We start from the raw sequence: 16,543 nt of genomic DNA on the forward strand, positions 1-16,543 counted from the left end.
GCGCCCTCGTCCGCCCATGACGGATCGGGCGGGCAGGTCCGCCGCCGCGACCCGCCGGATCGCCGAGGGGGCGCTGCTCCTCATCGCGGCGATCTGGGGCACGACGTTCCCGCTCCTCCGCATCACGCTTCAGAGACTCTCCCCCTACGACGTCATCGCGCTCCGGTTCACGATCGCCGCGATCGTGCTGGCCCTGATCTACCCGAGGCGGCTCAGCCGGATGGGGCCGGCCGCGGTATGGGACGGCGTCCGCACGGGCCTCTTCATGGTCGCGGGCTACCTCACCCAGGCCATCGGGCTCACCACCATCAGCACGCCGCGATCGGCGTTCCTGACCGGAACGGCCGTGGTCGTCGTGCCGCTGGTGTCCTTCCTCGTCTTGCGCCTGGGAGTGGGGCTCGGCGAGGCGGCGGGGGTCGGTCTCGCGTTCCTGGGCCTGGCGTTTTTTTACGCCGACGCGGGGCTCACGCTTCGTGCGGGGGACCTCTGGACCCTTGCCGGCGCCGCGGCGTTCGCGGCCCAAGTCGTCTACACGAATATCGCGGCCCGACGAAGCGATCCCTTCGCGGTCTCGGCGCTGCAGGCGGTGGTCGCGGCCGCCGTCGGCTGGATCTTCGTCGGGGTGCATGGCGGGCTTTCCGTTCCGATCCGCTCCGTTCCGTGGGGCACGATGCTCTACCTCGCGGCCGTCGCGACCGCCTTCATTCTCGTGCTCCAGACCTGGGCGCTTGGAAAGACAAAGCCGGTTCGGGCCGGGGTGATCTACTCGATGGAGCCTGTTTTTGCCTCGATCTTCGCGATGACCTTTTTCGGCGAGGGCATGAGCGCGCGCGAAGCGGCGGGCAGTGTCGCGATTCTCGCCGGGGTGCTCGTCGCCGAGCTCAGGAAATCCGCCCCGGGAAGCGGGGCTTCGGTAAGGAAGGCCCGGCCCTAGTCAGCGCGACCCGGCCGGCTGCGGGGGGACCGGTGGCCGGGGCGTCACCGGCAACGCCCGGGCAAAGGCGCGGAACGGCTCCTCGAGGGCCAGGGCCAGCTCCGGGGGCGGCGGGTATCCCTGACTCTCCGGCGGGACCGCCTGGGGGCCGACCTCCACGGTGACACCGGGCGGCGCGCCCGGCAGGACAGAGGCGAGAATCGGCTTCGAGTTCTCGCTCGAGCCTTCGTACGCGGCGCTCATCACGAGCTCCGACCTCGACACGTCGTAGAGATGAACCTGGACGCTCGCGTCCCTACCGGTGATCCCCATCGCGTACTCCGGTCGGATCACTCCGGTGTCGGCGGCCGAGACGCCCCGCGCCGAATTGCGTATCCGTTCTCTTGTAACCCGGGCGAGCACCACGAACCGGGCCTTCCCCCGCAGCGAATCGGCGATCTCGCGGAGCGCGGCCGAGTCCAGCGTTCCCTGGTACTCGTAGGCGAGGAGAATCCGGCGATAGCGCTCCGGTCCGAGCACGCTCCGGACGCTGTCGGCGCGGATCAGCGGGATGTCCCGACGTTCCTCGGCCAGAGTTCTCTCCAGCATGGCCACGAGGGGCGGGCGGACCTGGTCGGGCTCCTGGTATTTCACCACGCCCAGGACCGCAATCTTCCCCTGGCGCAGGTCGGCCTCCGTGAGCCCCGTGTCCAGGCGCAAGAGGGTTGATTCCGAGGCGCATCCGGCGAGGGTCCCGCAAAGAAGGAAGCCCGCGAGCGCGATGCGTTGCGGCGGCTTCATGGGACGGAGTGTACGCCATGCGGTTCGGGGCGGCGCGCCGCGGTTCACGGGAAGCCGCCGGTCACCTCGTCCAGCGCCTGCGTGAGCGCGATCGCGATCTCGGCGAAATGGTGCGGATCCGAGACGAGCGGCGGGGCCACGAGCAGGTGGTCCCCCCGCTCCCCGTCGGCCGACCCGGCTCCCGCGTAGATCAGAACCCCTCGATCGCGGCAGGCTGCCTCCATTCGCTCGGCGATCCCGAGCTCGCGCGGGAACGGGGTCCCCGACCGGTCCGCCTGAAGCTCCACCCCCCGGAGAAACCCGAGCCCGCGCACGTCGCGGACGTGGGGATGCCGCGCGAGCGGAGCGAGCGCGCCGGCGAGGAGCGTTTCTTTGCCGCGCACCCGCTCGTGGATCTTCTCCTCGCCCAGCGCCGAGAGCACGCGCCGGCCCACCGCGCACGCGATCGGATTGCCGCCGTAGGTCTGAGCGTGGACGAAGGGGCCGTCCGGCGAGGAATCGAGCGCCGTGGCCACGCGACGGGCGAGGAGAACGCCGCCGATGGGCGCGTATCCCGCACCCGCGCCCTTGCCGAAGACTACGACGTCGGGGACGGCGCCCCGGTCCTCGGCGCCCTCGGCGAGTCGCGTCCATGCGAAGAGCCCGCCGACCCGGCCGAACCCGGTCAACACCTCATCCGCGATCCATAGCGCGCGCCCCGCTTCGCAGGCGTCGCGGAGCCGGGTGATAAAGCCGGGGGGCGGCACCGGCGCGCCCAGGCCGGCCGCGGGAATGGTCTCGGCGATCAGCGCCGCGGCGCCTGCCACCTCCTCTTCGAGCGAAGCGCCGGCCCCCTCCGCGAACGCCTGCGACCCACCCCCCAGCACCGCCTCGAAGGGCGCGCGTCGGGGGCGGTAGTCGGTCACCCGCAGCGCGCCGAGGGTCGCTCCGTGATAATGGCCGCGCACGTGCGCCACGCGCGTCCGATCGGGATGCCCGATGGCGCGCTGGTAACGGAAGGCGGCCTTGAGGGCGACCTCCACCGCCTCGCTTCCGGAAGACGTGAAGAGCACGCGTGAGAAAGGAGGGCCCGCCGCCTCGAGAAGCGCCCGGGCGTACCGTTCGGATTCCTCGCTTTCGAATGCGGCAGGACGGGCGAAGGGCAGCCGCGAAGCGGACTCCGCCATCGCGCCGGCGAGGTCCGCGCGGCCGTAGCCCAGCTGCACGCAGAAGGCTCCCGAGATCGCGTCGAGGTAGCGGCGGCCCGCCGAATCCCAGACGTGCACACCTTCGGCGCGGACGAGCGTGGAGCGGGGCGATGGCGAAGCGGACTCGGCCACGCCGGCGACAATGCCAGCGCCGGAGGGGGAAGGCTAGCCCGAGTTCGTGGCGCGCGTGGCGGCGCGCTCCAGGGCCGAAAGGCTGGAGGAAGCGAGGCGTATCGCCGAGGCCAGGAGAAGGCATGCTTCGGCGCGGGAGAGGTTCTTGTTCGATTGCGCGAGCGATTCGAACCCGGGATCGAGCATCGGAGCCGGCTTGACCGGGACGACCTTGGCCTGCCGCACCCTGGCCTGGACTCCACGGGCCGCGGCCTCCTTGGCGGCCCGGGCGGCCCTTGCCGCGGCAAGCTTTCTCCGTGCTTCGGTTTCGGCGGAGGCGAGCTTCTGCGCCTCGTGCTCGGCGGCGATGGCCGCCTCGCGCCCCGCGAATTCCTCGTTGAAATCGCGCGCGAGCTGCTCGGTCGCGATCTGGGCCAGGCACTGGCCTCGGGCGGTGCGGCGGTCCAGGCACCGGAGCACCAGCTCGAGCGCGTCCGACCGGCTCAGGCGATCGCTCGCGCGCTGTCGGGAGCGCGCGGCGTCATCCAGGATTCCGGAATCCACGAGCGCGTCGAGATTGGACCCGAACTCGTCCTTGGTGAACGGGGTGCCGAGGTGGAAGACCGAAACGAGGGCCGCGCAAAAGGCTTCCCGCGAGATGGATTCGTCCGGATCGAAATGCCCTTTGGAGCCGATCATCACGCCGTCCTTGATCGCGGCCAAGGCGTAGCGGAATTGCCAGCTCCCGGGCTCCAGGTCTTCGTAGCGGATCACACGGTCCTGGAGGAAGGCGAGCGGATCGACCGTATGCGGGACGACCGTCTGCGCCGGCTCTCCATCCGCAAACTCGGCTTCCGGATCCAAATCGTCGTCGGCGTCGGCGAGATCGGTGTTTTCGTCGAGCCGGGTCGTGCGGATTTCAAGATGCAGGTGCGGGGCGGTCGCGCGCCCGGTCCGACCCACCTTGGCGATGGGTTGCCCCGCCGCGACGACCTCCCCCTTCTTGACCAGAACGGACCGCGGCATGAGATGCGCGTAGAGAGAGTAGACGATGTCTCCGTTCGGCAGCCTGTGGCGGATCACGACCCGGTTTCCCCAGCCGGTGCGCCAGCGGTAGGACATCCGGTACCGGGTTCCATAGGTGTAGATCCGCTGGCCGTTCACGATCGTCGGCAGCTTGATCCTCTGCGGCTTGCGAACTTTGATGAGGGCGTTGCCGTCGCTCACCTCGACGACCCCCGCCGCGACCGATCGGACGACATGACCGCCCGAGCCATTGGAGAGATCCACGCCGTAGTGGATCCTCTGCGGCCGGTTCTTGCGGGCGCGGCGCACGGCGAGGTAGCGATCCGAAACGTGGAATCCGTCCCGCTCCCCGGCGGCCGGTTTCGTGAAATCCTGCTCGTCTCCGATCGGATAAACGAAGGCCCGGGCGGTGGGGGTCGAGGGGTCATCAGCCCTGGCCGTCGGGGCGGGAAGGAAGGGGAAAAGGAGGGTCGCGGCAATCAGGGAGCGACACGCCCCGCGAACGATCGTGCCGCCCCCCCGCACGCGCTAGTCTTCCCCTGGAGCCGCGATGCTTTGCGGCAGTCCGAAACGGAACGTCCAGTCGAGGAGCCTTCTCGCTTCCGCGAACCGGAGCCGGTTGCTCGGCGCCCCGAGAAGGACGGCTGTTACCTCCGTTCCGGAGGGGGTCTCGACAAGCGTGGCGAGGCAGTAGCCGGCCTCGCTGATGAACCCGGTCTTCCCGCCGGTGATACGCCACTTGCTCCGGAGCAGCCTGTTCGTATTCACGAGCCGGTGGAGCTTGCGGTCCGAGGCGAACGTGTAGGTTTGTTTCTGCATGATGGAGCCGACGATCGGGTTCGAGGCGGCGGTGCGCAACAGGGCGGCGATGGCCTGGGCGGTCGCCACGTTTTGTTCGCTCAAGCCCGTGGGCTCCACGAAACGCGCCCCCGTGAGGCCCAGCGAGTCCGCGAGCAGGTTCATTCTCCGAACGAATTCCTCGGTCGGGACGCCGCAGGATCGAACGAGCGCCTTCGTGGCGACATTATCGGAGGCCATGAGGGCCGCGTGCAGCAGGTCCCGGACGGTGATCTCCTCCCGCGGGCGGATGTGCGAGCGGCTCGAGTTCTTCACGTCTTCCCGCGCAATCTCCACGACCTGATCGAATTGCGGCCCGGTCTGGAAGAAGACGAGGGCGGTCATGAGCTTGGTCAAGCTCGCGATCGGATAGAGCTCCTCCGGATTCTTCTGGAAGAGCACGCGATTGCTGGTCGCATCCACGACGTAGGCGGCCTTCGCGTGCAGCCTCGGAATGCCATCGCGTGTCACCTGGGGCAGTGAGAAGGCCGCGTGCCGGCGGAGCCCCCGCCGCACGTGCCGGCGGGTCCGGGTCCGGGAGGCTTTCGACGTCGTGCGGGCCCCCGAAGTGGACGCGAGCGTGGCCCCGTCGGAGCCGGCCGAGCGTGCGTATTGCCAGGCCGAGGCGGTCGTAGCGTGCATCGTCGATCCCAGGGTAACCAGGAGGCCACATGCCATGGAAAGTATCGTTCGGCGACGAATCATAGTTTTCCCAGCCCTTATCCTTTTGGATTCCTGCGAGTTATAGGAGGGAGACATGGGGACGTTCCCTCCGGGCTTATCGGACTGGGCACTCCGATATGTAGCAAAAACCGTACGCGCCAGGGTGCTGGAGACACCAAGCCCTCCACATGCTAGCACGCCGCCCGCCCGGGTCCAACTTCTTTTGGCTTTTGGGACTACGTCAGAAAGGGAGGGGCGGGTGGGCTTGAACAGTTCTCGATGGGCTCGAACCATCCAATGGAAACCCCCACCCGCCGGGTCGATGGCTTCTAGTTTTCGTCTTGTTTGTCGTTCCGGCCGCGGTCGTCACGACGATCGCGGTCCCTGGGCTCCAACACGCCGCCCTGCTGAAGGTCGGACCGAAGATCGCGAATTGCCCGCTCGAGGCGCGCGAGATCCTCGTCGCGCAGCTTGGACAGCTGCTCCTGAATGTCCCGGAGCTGGCGCTCGAGGTCGCCCTGACTCCTGCGCCAGATCTGCATCCGGCGCCCGCGGTCGGGTCCGCCGCCCGGACCTTCCCAGCCCGGAATCGGCGCCGGCCCAGGCATGTCCCCGCCCTCCGGGCGCGAGCCGACCTTGAGTGTCACCGTCCTCCGCATGCCGTCCCGCCAAATCAGCACCGGCACCCTCGAGCCCGGCTCCAAGTCTTGCACGAGCCGGACAAGCTCCGAGGGATCGGGGGTCGCTTCGTGATTGACCTCCAGGATCACGTCCCCGCGCTTGATTCCGCCGTCGTCCGCGGGGCTGCCGTCCTCGACTGAGTTCACGAGCGTTCCCTCGGTGGACTCGGGAATTCCCTTCGCCCGGCGAAGCGCGGCCGTCAGCCGCTGCACCTGGACGCCCAGGTACCCGGCCGAATCGCGCTCCTCGCCCTCGGGCGTGATGCGGATGACTTTCTTTTCGGCTCCACTCCTGGTGTCCTCGTCATCCGCGCGAGGGGCGGAGAGGGCGACCGAGGAGAGGCCCAGCCCCACAGCGAACAGGGCTGCGCCCAAAGGAATCCACTTGACCAGCTTCATTTTCACGACCTCCTTGCGGGACTGAAACTTACACGGCCACCTTCGCCTCACCCAAACACTACCGCCCGAAGTCTCCTAAAGTTCCCGCAAGGGGAGGGGGCTTCTTATTGGCTTGGGACCATGCGGAAGGAGGTGCAGCCCGCGCCGAGGGCGCCGATCTTTCCACACGAAGCTCCCAGGGCCGGGCTCAGATCCTTGAGGTTGAAATTACCCCCCTCGGCGTCGCAGAAAGAGGGGTTCCCGACGATCGTGTTCGCGGATGGACGGTTCCCGGTCCCGTCCATCGTGTAGATCAAGTTGCACTGGTAGCGCGGGGTGCCTTTGATGTTGAGCACCGCTTTGTTCTTGGCCGTACTGTCGACGACGAAGATGTTGCGCGTGATTTCGGGGGAGACGTCCTGAGCGAAGATTGCGGCTCCCTCGTCCGCATCGACTCCGTTCCGATAGAACGTGTTGCTGATCAGGACCGGGTTCACCCCCGCGGTGCGGCGGCCCAGCATCTGGATCGCGGCGCCGGCGGCGGTCGCGCGGTTCTTGTTGAAGATGGAGAGTTGGACGTCGAGCAAGGAGTGGTCCGCGAGCACCGCCCCGCCCGTCGCGGCGCGGTTCGCGGTAAAGAACGTGGAGCGGATACGAACGTCGGTCTTGCCCATGCCGGCCACCGCACCGCCCGCGACCGCCGATGTATTTTCGTTGAAATTGCAGTGCGCGAACCAGGCTCTGGAATCCTCCACGGAGACGCCCCCTCCCACGCTGCCGTCCGCGCGGTTCCCCTCGAAGCGGCACTCGCTCGCATAGGCCAGCTCGGACGAGACAAGCGAAATGCCCCCGCCGCTCACCCCGTGGTTTTTCCGGAAGTTTACATGGGTGAGCTGAAGCTTGGAATCGCTCGCCCGGAGCCCGCTGCCTTGGTTTTCGGAGATATCGGTATCGGAGATCTGGATCAGGGCGCACTGCCAGGCCGAGACCCCCGCTTCCCAGTTCGATCGGATATCGCAGCTTCCGATCGCGAAGGCGGTGTCGTGCAGACAGTAGATCCCTCCACCCCCCGGGGCCTTCCCGCGTTGGATCCGAAATCCATAGATCCCGCCCCGCGCGACGCCTTCCACGTGGAGGACCCTCACGCTGTCCCGGCCGTCCAAGACCGTTTCGGCCGGGCCCCCGTCGCCGAAGAGCAGGAGGCGCTTCTTGAGGATGAAGGGTCCGTAATAGGTTCCGGCGGAAACCCAGATCGTGTCCCCCACCTCGGCCGCGTCGATGGCGGCTTGGAGATGCTGGTGTTGACGCGGCACGAAAATGCGCTTGGCCCGCGCCGAATCAGGCGCGAGGAGGCCGAGGAGAAGGAGCGTCGCAAGCACGGCGGGCGCCGGACGACTCCCGCGGAGCCTGGGAATACCCTTCCAGACCGGACTCATCCGCCTCCCGGCACCGGGTCCGGGTGGCTTCCCGCGGTCACCAGCGCATAGCCGCTCGGGCCAAGATACTTCTTCGCGGCCGCGCGCACATCCTCGAGCGAGACGCTGTTGATGATGGACGAGTAGCGCGCGAGGTAGTCCATGCCGAGCCCATAGAGCTCGGCTCCAAGCAGCTGGCCCGCGACCCCGGAATTTGCTTCGAGCCTGACCGGGTACACCCCGGTCAGGAAACTCTTCGCCTCCTCGAGCTCCGTCGCCGTCGGCCCCTGTTCGTGCAGGCGCTTTACCTGGCTCCAGATCTCCGCCGCCGTCCGGTCCGCATTACCGGGATTCGTTCCCGCCCTGATCTGGATCGGCCCGGCTCCAATTCCCGCGTTCAAATTCGAATAGACACCGTAGACGAGCCCCTGCATATCGCGAAGATGATCCATGAGGCGGCTGGAGAGCGAGCTTCCACCCAGGATGTAGGTCATGATCATCGCCGCGTAGTAGTCCGGCTCGGTTCGGGACAACCCCGGCAGGGCGTAGACGACGTCCACCTGGGACTTCCCCTCCATGCGCACGATCCGCCGCGTCACGCCCTTAGGGAGAGCGGTGCGCGGGATCTCGAACGGGGCGGGGCTTTCGAGCTTCCGCCAGTCGCCTAACGACCGCCTCACATGCTCGAGCGTCGTATTCGGATCGACGTCTCCGACGAGGACCAACTGGACGGCGCCGGGCCCATAGTGCGCGGCGTGGAACGAAACCAGATCGTCGCGCGCGATCGACCCGAGCGAGGCTTCGGTCCCGATGGGCGAATCGTGAAACGGGTGCCCGGGAGGGAAGAGAATCTCGTTCGCGGTCCTGGAGGCGACGAAGGCCGTATTCTCCTCGGCGATCTTGACCCGGATGATTTGCTCGTCACGGCCCTTCTCGATCTGCTCCGGGGTAAAGGCCGGATTCCGAAGCGCGTCGGCCAGGACGCCGAGCACCGTGTCGATGTCTTCTGAGAGCGCGTTGCCGGAGAAGGTGACGGTCTCCGGGCCCGAATCGAAGCCCAGGCTCGCTCCGAGGCTCTCGAGCGCTTCGGCCTGCTCGAGCGCCGTGCGATTCAGGGTGCCCCGGTCGAGCATCGCCGCCACGAAGCTCGAGAGTCCGCTCTTCCCGGGCGGGTCGTACATCGCGCCCGCCTTCACGAGCCCCTGGATCGCGACGGTCGGGTTCGCATGATTCTCCCGGAACAGGACGACGAGGCCGTTGGGGAGCTCGAATCGGAGAGGCTGGATGGCGGGCGACGAGGGTTTGGTCGCCGCGGCCTCACCGATGCCGTGCTCCCGGTACCGGTTCTCCGCCCGCCCGCGCAAGGCGTCCCCGACGGGACGGCCGTCCCCTCCGGCGGAGCCCGGAACGTCCAAGGTCGGGACCGGGTCGTAGTGGCCGACGGTCCGTGAGTCCTCGACGAGGTACTCACGCGCCACCCGCCGGACGTCCTGGGCAGTCACCTTCGCGATCAGGTCGAGGTAGGTATCCAGGTATCGGTAGGACGCCACGGTTTCGTAGTACCCCATCTGGTGCGCCAGACTCCGGACCGAATCCCTGGAATATGTGAACGATGCTTGGATCTGCTTCTTCGCGCGGCCGAGCTCGATCGGAGAGGGAAGCTCCTCTCTCATCCGGTCCGCCTCCGCCAGCAGCGCCTCTTCAAGGCGGCCGAGCGAGACGCCGGGTGCCGCTGTGGCCTCGGCGATCAGGAGGAAGGGATCGCGCGCCGTTTCGTTCCCGGCCTCGGCCTCCGTCGCGAGCTTTCCCTCCACGAGGGCCTGATAAAGGCGAGACGCCTTGCCGTGGCCCAGGATCATGCCCAGCACGTCGAGGGCATAGGTGTCCGGATGCAAGAGCGCGGGGGCCCTGTACGCTACCATGAGGTAGCGCGTGTCCCCGGGCTTTCGAATCTTGAACCGGCGCTCTCCCATCTGGGGTGGCTCGATCGTCACCACGGGGGGAGCCTCGGGGCCTCTCTCGATCCGGCCGAAATGATCCCTCACGAGCCCGAGCGCTCCGTCGCGCTCCACGTCGCCCACGATGACGACCGTGGCGTTGTTGGGCATGTAATGCTTTCGGTAGTAATCGCGAATCTCGCTCGTCCGGACCGCCTCAACGTCGCTGCGCCAACCGATCGTCGGCCAGTGATAGGGGTGCGCCTTGAAGGCCTGGGCGAAGGTCTCGGTGTAGAGCGTCCGGTGAGGATTGTCCTCGTTCCGCTCGAGCTCCGAGCGAACGACGGTCATCTCGAGCCGATGCTCCTCCTCCTGGATCAGCGCGTTCGCCATGCGGTCGGCTTCGATCTCGACCGCCAGCTCAAGCCGGTCCGATGCGAGCACCTCGAAATAGTTCGTATAGTCGAGCGAAGTGGCCGCGTTGAACGAAGCGCCGTTTCGCTGCAGAAGCCGCGCGATCTCGCCTTTGCCGTGCTTCGGCGTTCCCTTGAACATCATGTGCTCGAGCAGGTGGGAGATGCCGGTGGTGCCGGCGCTCTCGTTCCGGGAGCCGACCTTGTACCAGACCATGAACGAGACCACGGGGGCTCCGCGGACCTCTTGGATCAAGACCTTCAAACCGTTATCGAGGACGGACTCGAAGACCAGGCTCTCCAGCTTCCAAGGCCCTCGAGTCGTCGGGGCGGCGGATGGGCTCACGGAGGCCGGCCCTTTCATCGCGCCCGCAGCGCGGCGACGCATTCGATGTGGGGCGTGTGAGGGAACATGTCCACCGGCTGGATCCATTCCAGCGCGAACCGCGATTCGCAGAGGAGCGACAAGTCGCGGCCGAGCGTGCCAGGATTGCACGAGATATAGACCAGCCGCGGCGCGCCGAGGCGGATGAGCCGGCTCACCACGCCGGGATGCAGCCCCGCGCGCGGCGGATCCACGAGCACCGCGTGGATCTCCGGCCGACCGGAGGAGGCATCTCGAGGCCCCGAGTCGAAGCGGTCGCGCAGCACCTCCATCGCCTCCCCCTTCCAGAAACGAGCGTTCGCGATGCCGTTCCGCTCGGCATTTCGTTCCGCGTCCCGCACCGCGATCTCGGAAGATTCGATCCCGATCGCTTCGGCCGATCGGGTCGCGATGGGCAGGGTGAACGTGCCCGTACCCGCGTACACGTCCAGAACGCGCTCCGTCCCGGTCAGGGCGAGGGCTTCGAGCGCGGAGTCCAGAAGGCGATCCGCCTGCTCGGTGTTCGTCTGAAAGAATGAGTTGGAGGAGATCTCGAAGGTGAGGCCGCCCAAGCGTTCCAGAATCGTCGGCTGGCCCGCGAGCACGTGCTCCTCTTCTCCGAGGGCGACCTGCGCCTTCCGCCGCGTGAGGTTCAAGATCACGCTTGCGACGGCGGGGAATGCGCCCCGCAAGGCCACCGCGAGCCGGTCGAGCGCCGGATGCGTGCCGCTCGCGACGATGTTGACCATCACCTGGCCCGTGCGCATCCCTTCGCGCACGACGAGGAATCGAAGAAGGCCCGTGTGGTTCCTCAGATCGTAGGGCGGGAGCGCTTCCCGGACCGCGAAATCACGCACGAAGGCGACGATCTCGCTCGAGACCGGCGTCGCGATATGGCAGCGATCGAGATCGAACGGTCTGTCGTAGAGCCCGCGCCGGTGGAGACCCAGCGTCAGCCGGGCCCTCTCGTCCCGGCCGAACGAGTACTCCATCTTGTTCCGGTAATGGAAGAGCTTCGGGGCCGGCAAGACCGATCGAGCGGCCACGGGGAGCCCGCCCAGGTGGGCCAGGCATGCCTCGACCTGCCGCTGCTTGTGTCGAAGCTGCTCCGAATAGTCGAAGTCCTGGAACCGGCATCCCCCGCAGATGGGAACGTGGCTGCACGGGGCCGGCACCCGGAAGGGGGTGGAGGCAAGGATCTCGACGGCCCGCGCTTCGGCGTATTGGCGCCGCCGTCGGGTCACCGTGGCCAGCACCCGGTCTCCCGGCAGGGCGTTCTCCACGAAGAGGACGAACCGATCGACCTTGGCCAGAGCTTTTCCGCCGTAGGCGAGGTCGGAGACCGTCAGCTCAAGGGTCTGACCGCGCCGGACTTCCACCAAGGTTTCGGCGGCGGCCACGGCCGGCGAAAGCCCCGCCGGGATCGGTTCGGTCGAATCCATCCTCTGATTCTACACCATCGTTTCCACTCAGGATCGGGGTCTCCGTTACCGACAGTTACGTAGGCGCGGCTTGTCCCCGGAACCGTGGGACGTACGGCCCCTGGCGGGGTGGGATGGGTGATCGCGAAATCCGTTCAAGGAGGAACCGGAGTGCGATTCGTGGGTCTGCTTCTGATGCTCGGGTTCGCGCTTGGCCTGGGGCGGGCTGAGCCGGGGGAATGCGCGTCGCTCGGCCAGGTGAATTTCCAGGGCGATCTCGACCTGGTCGGCTTGAGTCGTACCGAGCAGGAGGACATCAACTCCCTCAACTTCGGCGAGAACCCGTTCCACACGGCCCGGATCCGCCTCTTCGCGGACGCACCCGTCCAGGATCACGTCCATGTCTTCACGGAGTTTCTCTACGACGACGGCACCATGCTCGCGCGTCTCTTCGGAGGGTTCGTGCGTTTGTCGGACCCGAAAGGGCGCGACATCCATATCGAGGTGGGGAAGATCCCGCTCCACCTGGGAGCCTACCCGAACCGGTCGTACGCGCCCCAAAACAACCTGATCGGCGCGCCGCTCATGTACCAGTACCACACCGATCTCCGCACCGACCAAGCACCCGTCCGCGGCGAGGACATCGTGGCGAACCGAGGAAACGGCTACCGCTCGAGCTACCTCGCGCCGGGGCTCACCGGCGTCGGTGATTTCGAGGGGCACGCGATTCCCGTGCTCTACGAGAACTGCTGGGACTTCGGGGCCGTGTTGATCGGCACGGCCGCCCCGCTCGAGTTCGCGGTGGGGGTGACGAACGGGAGCGCCGCGGAGCCGGTGATGGGCGACACGAACAACGGGAAACAGATTCTCGCGCGGCTCGGGTTCGTGCCGGCCCCGTGGATCCGGGCGGGGATTTCCGGATCGCGGGCCCCCTACCTGTACGAGGACCTGAATGAGGATCTGCCTCCCGGGCAAACCGTGGATCAATTCATGCAAAAGCTCGCGGCCGCCGATCTGGAGCTTTCCCACGGTCGCGGCGTCCTCTACTCGGAGCTCCTCTTCAGCCGATTCGAATCGCCGTTCGTCGGCGATCTGGACGTGCGCGCGTGGTACGTCGAAGGCAAGTGGACGGTCCTGCCGGGTTGGTACATCGCGGGGCGTTTCGACCGCATGATCTTCGGAGACGTCACGCTCTCGGGAGGGGGCGTCGCGGCCTGGGACGCCGACCTGTGGAAACGCGAGGTGGGGATCGGGTTCAAGCCGTCGAAGCGGCTGGTCGCGAAGCTCGTGCATCAGCAGTCCCAGATCAACGTGACGCCTCCCCTCGTACGCGCCTTCGCGGCCGCTCAGCTCTCGGTGGTGTTCTGATGGTCGCCGCGACCGCGCGCGCGCGCGCCGCCCTGATTCTTCTGGCGCTGCTCGGCGCGGCCCGCGCCTCGGCCGGCGCGATCGAGGGGGAGGTCTTGGTCGAACCCGCCGATCTCGCCATCCGCGACACATCGAAGCCGAATCCCTACGTGGGCCAGCTCAGCGCCTCCGCGCGAGCGGAGACCGCCGCCACCGTCGATACCGCCTACGGGGTCGCCTGGGTTGCCGATCCCGCCTCCGACCGGGAGCTGCCGCCTCCGCCCGCGCGGATGGACCAGGTCGGCCAGCGGTTCGTCCCTCGCATCCTCGCGGTAGTGGCCGGGCAGACCGTCGAGTTCCACAACAGCGATAACGTCTATCACAACATCTTCTCCTACTCGCCCCCGAAGCGCTTTGACCTGGGACGCTATCCGAAAGGGAAGTCAAGGAGCGTGACGTTCGTGAAGCCGGGCGCGGTCCAGGTCTATTGCGACATCCATTCCGACATGCGCGCCGACATCATCGTCGCACCGAGCCGGCGGTTCGCGCTGATCGGGCGCAGCGGCCGGTTCCGCATCGAGGGCGTCCCGGCGGGGACCCACACGGTCAAGGTGTGGCTGCCCAGCTCGGGCGAACGCGTCGCCAGCATCGACGTGTCCGAACGGGGCGCCGTTTCCCTACTCCCTCTCGGTCCATGAAGCCGTTTCGGCTTTCCTGGATTCGACCCTCGCTCGCCGCCAAGATCGCGGCGGCCACCTCGCTGCCCATTTTGGCGGTCATGGTGGCCGCGCTCCTCGCCGTGAACTTCCGGGTCGCCGCGCAGCAGGACCGTACCGTCACCGCCGATCTATCGCGGGCCGCCCTGTCCTTCGAGAAGCAAATGGTGCACCAGGGCGAGGAGCTGAAGCGTATCGGGATCGTCATCGCGCGCGATCCGAAGTTTTTCGCGATGCTCACCCTTCCCCGGACGGATCGCGGGACCGAGTACTTCCAGGCGACGCTCGCCGGCGTCGCCGGCGATTTCCAGCATGATACCGACGCCGCGATCTTCGACGTCACCGACGAGCACGGGGTCGTTCTGGTCCGGGGCGGGCGGCCCGACGAGTACGGCATCAACATCTCCGGGTCGAAGCTCATTCGGGGAGCGCTCTCGGGACGTCCCGTCAGCGGCTACACGGTGGAGGGGCGGAACGCCTACCGGGTCGCGGTCGTTCCGATTGTGGTCGGGGGCGCTCTGGTGGGGACTCTGACGCTGGGACAAAGTCTCGACGCCGCGCTCGCGCAGGCCCTCAAGGAAACGACGCGCAGCGATGTCGTGTTCACGGTGGACGGGGAAATCGCCTTGAGCACCGTTGCCGAATCCATGCTCCGGAGCATGCTGCAAAAGAAGATTCGCGAATGGCGGAACCCGGACTCGCGCCGCGAGGCGGGCACGACGCTCGAGGTGGTGCCGGTGCAGGGGGAGCGCTTTCTCGCGCTTCGCGGCGAGGTGGAGGGGCCCGAGGTCGGGGGCCACCTGGGTTACGTGCTCGTGCGCTCGCTGGACCAGGAAACGCTGGTGGTGAGGCGGATCGGAGGGGATCTCTTCCTCGCGGGAGCCACGGTCGCGCTCCTGGCGCTTCTGCTCGGCCTCGGGGTCGCGGCCGGAATCACGCGGCCGATTCGACATCTCGTGGAGGCCGCCAACGAGATGCGGGTTGGGAACTACGACTTTCCGCTGAACGTCCGATCGCGCGATGAGATGGGGCGGCTCGCGGAGGATTTTGGAGCCATGCGCGAGACCCAGCGCCACGAGATCGAGCGGCTCGGCGAGATCGACCGGATGAAATCAAATTTCATCACCATCGCCTCCCACGAAATCATTACCCCCGTCACCATGATCCGCGCGTACGCGGATATCTTGGGGGACGGCTCGCTCGGGGAGGTCACGCCGCCCCAGCGCGAAGGTCTCTTCGCGATACGCCGGGGAACGGACACGCTGACCCGCTTGGCGCGCGACCTGACCAACATGTCTTTGATCGACCGCAACCAGCTCCCCGCCCATTTCGCCCCCTGTGACATCGGCGAGGTTCTGGAGGAGGTCGCGGTGCAGGTCGCGCCCTTCGTGACGCAGCGAGATCAGCAGCTCTCGATCGGGGCGGAGGCGGGGCTCGTCCATCCCCGCATCGATCGCGACTATCTGAACCAGGCGATCCTGAACGTCGCCATGAACGCGGTGCGCTTTACGCCAGATGGGGGCACGATCGACCTGGGAGCCCGGAGGGTCGGGGACGCGGTGGAAATCGAGGTGAGCGACACGGGAATCGGGATCGCCGAAGAGGACCAGGAGCGGATCTTCTCGAGGCTCGTTGAGCTCAAGGACATCAACCTCCACTCCTCGGGGCTGGCGGAGTTCAACTCGTCGGGCCTCGGTCTCGGCCTCTCGATCGCGCGGGGTATCGTGGAGGCCCACGGAGGGACGATCCGCGTGGAAAGCCACGTGGGCAAGGGAAGCACCTTTCGGATTCGGCTCCCCCTCGCCGGTCCACCCTCCTACCGTCCAGAAGAGACAACCGCTTCAGACAGCCGCAGTAAAGCCGACACGACACATTCAAGCAGCTGATTTTAAATAGCTTATACCATTCCATTCAAATAGTCGTCATGTGTTGACTGCTTCGGCGTCCGCCCACGGGCCGGATCACGCATTTTGCCCGTCGGCCACTCCTCTGTAAGACAATCACTTACATGGTATCGGCGAGATGGAAGTGCAAATGGCACGACGGCTGCTCTTACATCCCGGCGTGGTCAGTACGGAAGGTGCGCAGCAAACCCCAAATCAAGTGAGGTGTGTGATGGCAGCTCTTCTCGCGATTCTCGTGATCCTGTCGTTGGCTGGCCCAGGTCCCGACGGTAAGGCTGGCTGGTAAGCGGCAAGACGAAACCCGACACCGTTCCAAACCATCGACCCGAACCGGAAAATCCGAAAGGAGGTGAAAACGAAATGACCGCACTCATCCTGACCGCGCTGATCGTCGCCTACGGCACGATTAATCCTCCGGACGGCAAGGCCG

The 16,543-nt window shown here is 66.9% G+C and carries 12 protein-coding genes; 4 read left to right on the forward strand and 8 right to left on the reverse strand.

Features of this window, described 5'->3' with window-relative positions; all coding sequences use genetic code 11:
• Positions 1 to 16 precede the first annotated feature (16 nt).
• Positions 17 to 934 carry a DMT family transporter gene (locus tag E6K76_05300; GenBank protein TMQ59263.1) on the forward strand — a complete coding sequence of 306 codons (918 nt, stop codon included), beginning with the start codon at positions 17 to 19 and terminating at the stop codon, positions 932 to 934.
• Here the strand turns inward: E6K76_05300 and E6K76_05305 are convergent, their stop codons facing one another.
• From E6K76_05305 to rlmD, 8 genes are all read right to left on the reverse strand, one after another.
• Positions 935 to 1,714 carry a hypothetical protein gene (locus E6K76_05305; protein ID TMQ59264.1) on the reverse strand — a complete coding sequence of 260 codons (780 nt, stop codon included), beginning with the start codon at positions 1,712 to 1,714 and terminating at the stop codon, positions 935 to 937.
• Between the two features lie 44 nt (positions 1,715 to 1,758).
• Positions 1,759 to 3,045 carry an aspartate aminotransferase family protein gene (locus E6K76_05310; protein TMQ59265.1) on the reverse strand — a complete coding sequence of 429 codons (1,287 nt, stop codon included), beginning with the start codon at positions 3,043 to 3,045 and terminating at the stop codon, positions 1,759 to 1,761.
• 21 nt (positions 3,046 to 3,066) lie between these two features.
• Positions 3,067 to 4,563, reverse strand: a complete 1,497-nt coding sequence (locus E6K76_05315; protein TMQ59266.1) for a M23 family metallopeptidase — start codon at positions 4,561 to 4,563, stop codon at positions 3,067 to 3,069.
• 3 nt (positions 4,564 to 4,566) lie between these two features.
• Positions 4,567 to 5,517, reverse strand: coding sequence for a D-alanyl-D-alanine carboxypeptidase (locus E6K76_05320; GenBank protein TMQ59267.1), 951 nt, complete (start codon positions 5,515 to 5,517; stop codon positions 4,567 to 4,569).
• A 350-nt stretch (positions 5,518 to 5,867) separates the two neighbouring features.
• Positions 5,868 to 6,617 carry a PDZ domain-containing protein gene (locus E6K76_05325; GenBank protein ID TMQ59268.1) on the reverse strand — a complete coding sequence of 250 codons (750 nt, stop codon included), beginning with the start codon at positions 6,615 to 6,617 and terminating at the stop codon, positions 5,868 to 5,870.
• Between the two features lie 104 nt (positions 6,618 to 6,721).
• The gene (locus E6K76_05330; protein ID TMQ59269.1) at positions 6,722 to 8,032 is read right to left on the reverse strand and encodes a hypothetical protein; all 1,311 of its coding nucleotides are present in this window, start codon (positions 8,030 to 8,032) and stop codon (positions 6,722 to 6,724) included.
• Entirely contained in the window at positions 8,029 to 10,794 is a 2,766-nt protein-coding gene (locus tag E6K76_05335) for an insulinase family protein (GenBank protein ID TMQ59270.1), read from the reverse strand. The genes E6K76_05330 and E6K76_05335 overlap by 4 nt, the downstream gene beginning before the upstream one ends.
• Complete coding sequence (gene rlmD / locus E6K76_05340; GenBank protein ID TMQ59271.1) at positions 10,722 to 12,167, reverse strand: 23S rRNA (uracil(1939)-C(5))-methyltransferase RlmD; 1,446 nt, start codon at positions 12,165 to 12,167, stop codon at positions 10,722 to 10,724. The genes E6K76_05335 and rlmD overlap by 73 nt, the downstream gene beginning before the upstream one ends.
• Before the next feature lie 150 nt (positions 12,168 to 12,317).
• Between rlmD and E6K76_05345 the strand changes: the two genes are divergently transcribed.
• Genes E6K76_05345 through E6K76_05355 form a run of 3 tightly spaced genes read left to right on the forward strand, consistent with a single transcriptional unit; the run spans position 12,318 to position 16,095 of the window.
• Complete coding sequence (locus E6K76_05345) at positions 12,318 to 13,514, forward strand: hypothetical protein (protein ID TMQ59272.1); 1,197 nt, start codon at positions 12,318 to 12,320, stop codon at positions 13,512 to 13,514.
• Positions 13,514 to 14,191, forward strand: coding sequence for a hypothetical protein (locus E6K76_05350; GenBank protein ID TMQ59273.1), 678 nt, complete (start codon positions 13,514 to 13,516; stop codon positions 14,189 to 14,191). Before E6K76_05345 ends, E6K76_05350 begins: the two co-directional genes overlap by 1 nt.
• Positions 14,188 to 16,095 carry a HAMP domain-containing protein gene (locus E6K76_05355; protein TMQ59274.1) on the forward strand — a complete coding sequence of 636 codons (1,908 nt, stop codon included), beginning with the start codon at positions 14,188 to 14,190 and terminating at the stop codon, positions 16,093 to 16,095. The genes E6K76_05350 and E6K76_05355 overlap by 4 nt, the downstream gene beginning before the upstream one ends.
• The last annotated feature ends 448 nt before the right edge of the window (positions 16,096 to 16,543 follow it).

Source organism: Candidatus Eisenbacteria bacterium (genome assembly GCA_005893275.1).
Lineage (GTDB): Bacteria > Eisenbacteria > RBG-16-71-46 > SZUA-252 > SZUA-252 > WS-7.

Excerpts from the sequence above, each read along its gene's own strand:
- E6K76_05350 (TMQ59273.1), top strand. The coding sequence starts at position 13,514 with ATGGTCGCCGCGACCGCGCGCGCGCGCGCCGCCCTGATTCTTCTGGCG.
- E6K76_05330 (TMQ59269.1), bottom strand. The coding sequence starts at position 8,032 with ATGAGTCCGGTCTGGAAGGGTATTCCCAGGCTCCGCGGGAGTCGTCCG.
- E6K76_05325 (TMQ59268.1), bottom strand. The coding sequence starts at position 6,617 with ATGAAGCTGGTCAAGTGGATTCCTTTGGGCGCAGCCCTGTTCGCTGTG.
- E6K76_05335 (TMQ59270.1), bottom strand. The coding sequence starts at position 10,794 with ATGGATCCAGCCGGTGGACATGTTCCCTCACACGCCCCACATCGAATG.
- rlmD (TMQ59271.1), bottom strand. The coding sequence starts at position 12,167 with ATGGATTCGACCGAACCGATCCCGGCGGGGCTTTCGCCGGCCGTGGCC.
- E6K76_05300 (TMQ59263.1), top strand. The coding sequence starts at position 17 with ATGACGGATCGGGCGGGCAGGTCCGCCGCCGCGACCCGCCGGATCGCC.
- E6K76_05355 (TMQ59274.1), top strand. The coding sequence starts at position 14,188 with ATGAAGCCGTTTCGGCTTTCCTGGATTCGACCCTCGCTCGCCGCCAAG.
- E6K76_05320 (TMQ59267.1), bottom strand. The coding sequence starts at position 5,517 with ATGCACGCTACGACCGCCTCGGCCTGGCAATACGCACGCTCGGCCGGC.
- E6K76_05305 (TMQ59264.1), bottom strand. The coding sequence starts at position 1,714 with ATGAAGCCGCCGCAACGCATCGCGCTCGCGGGCTTCCTTCTTTGCGGG.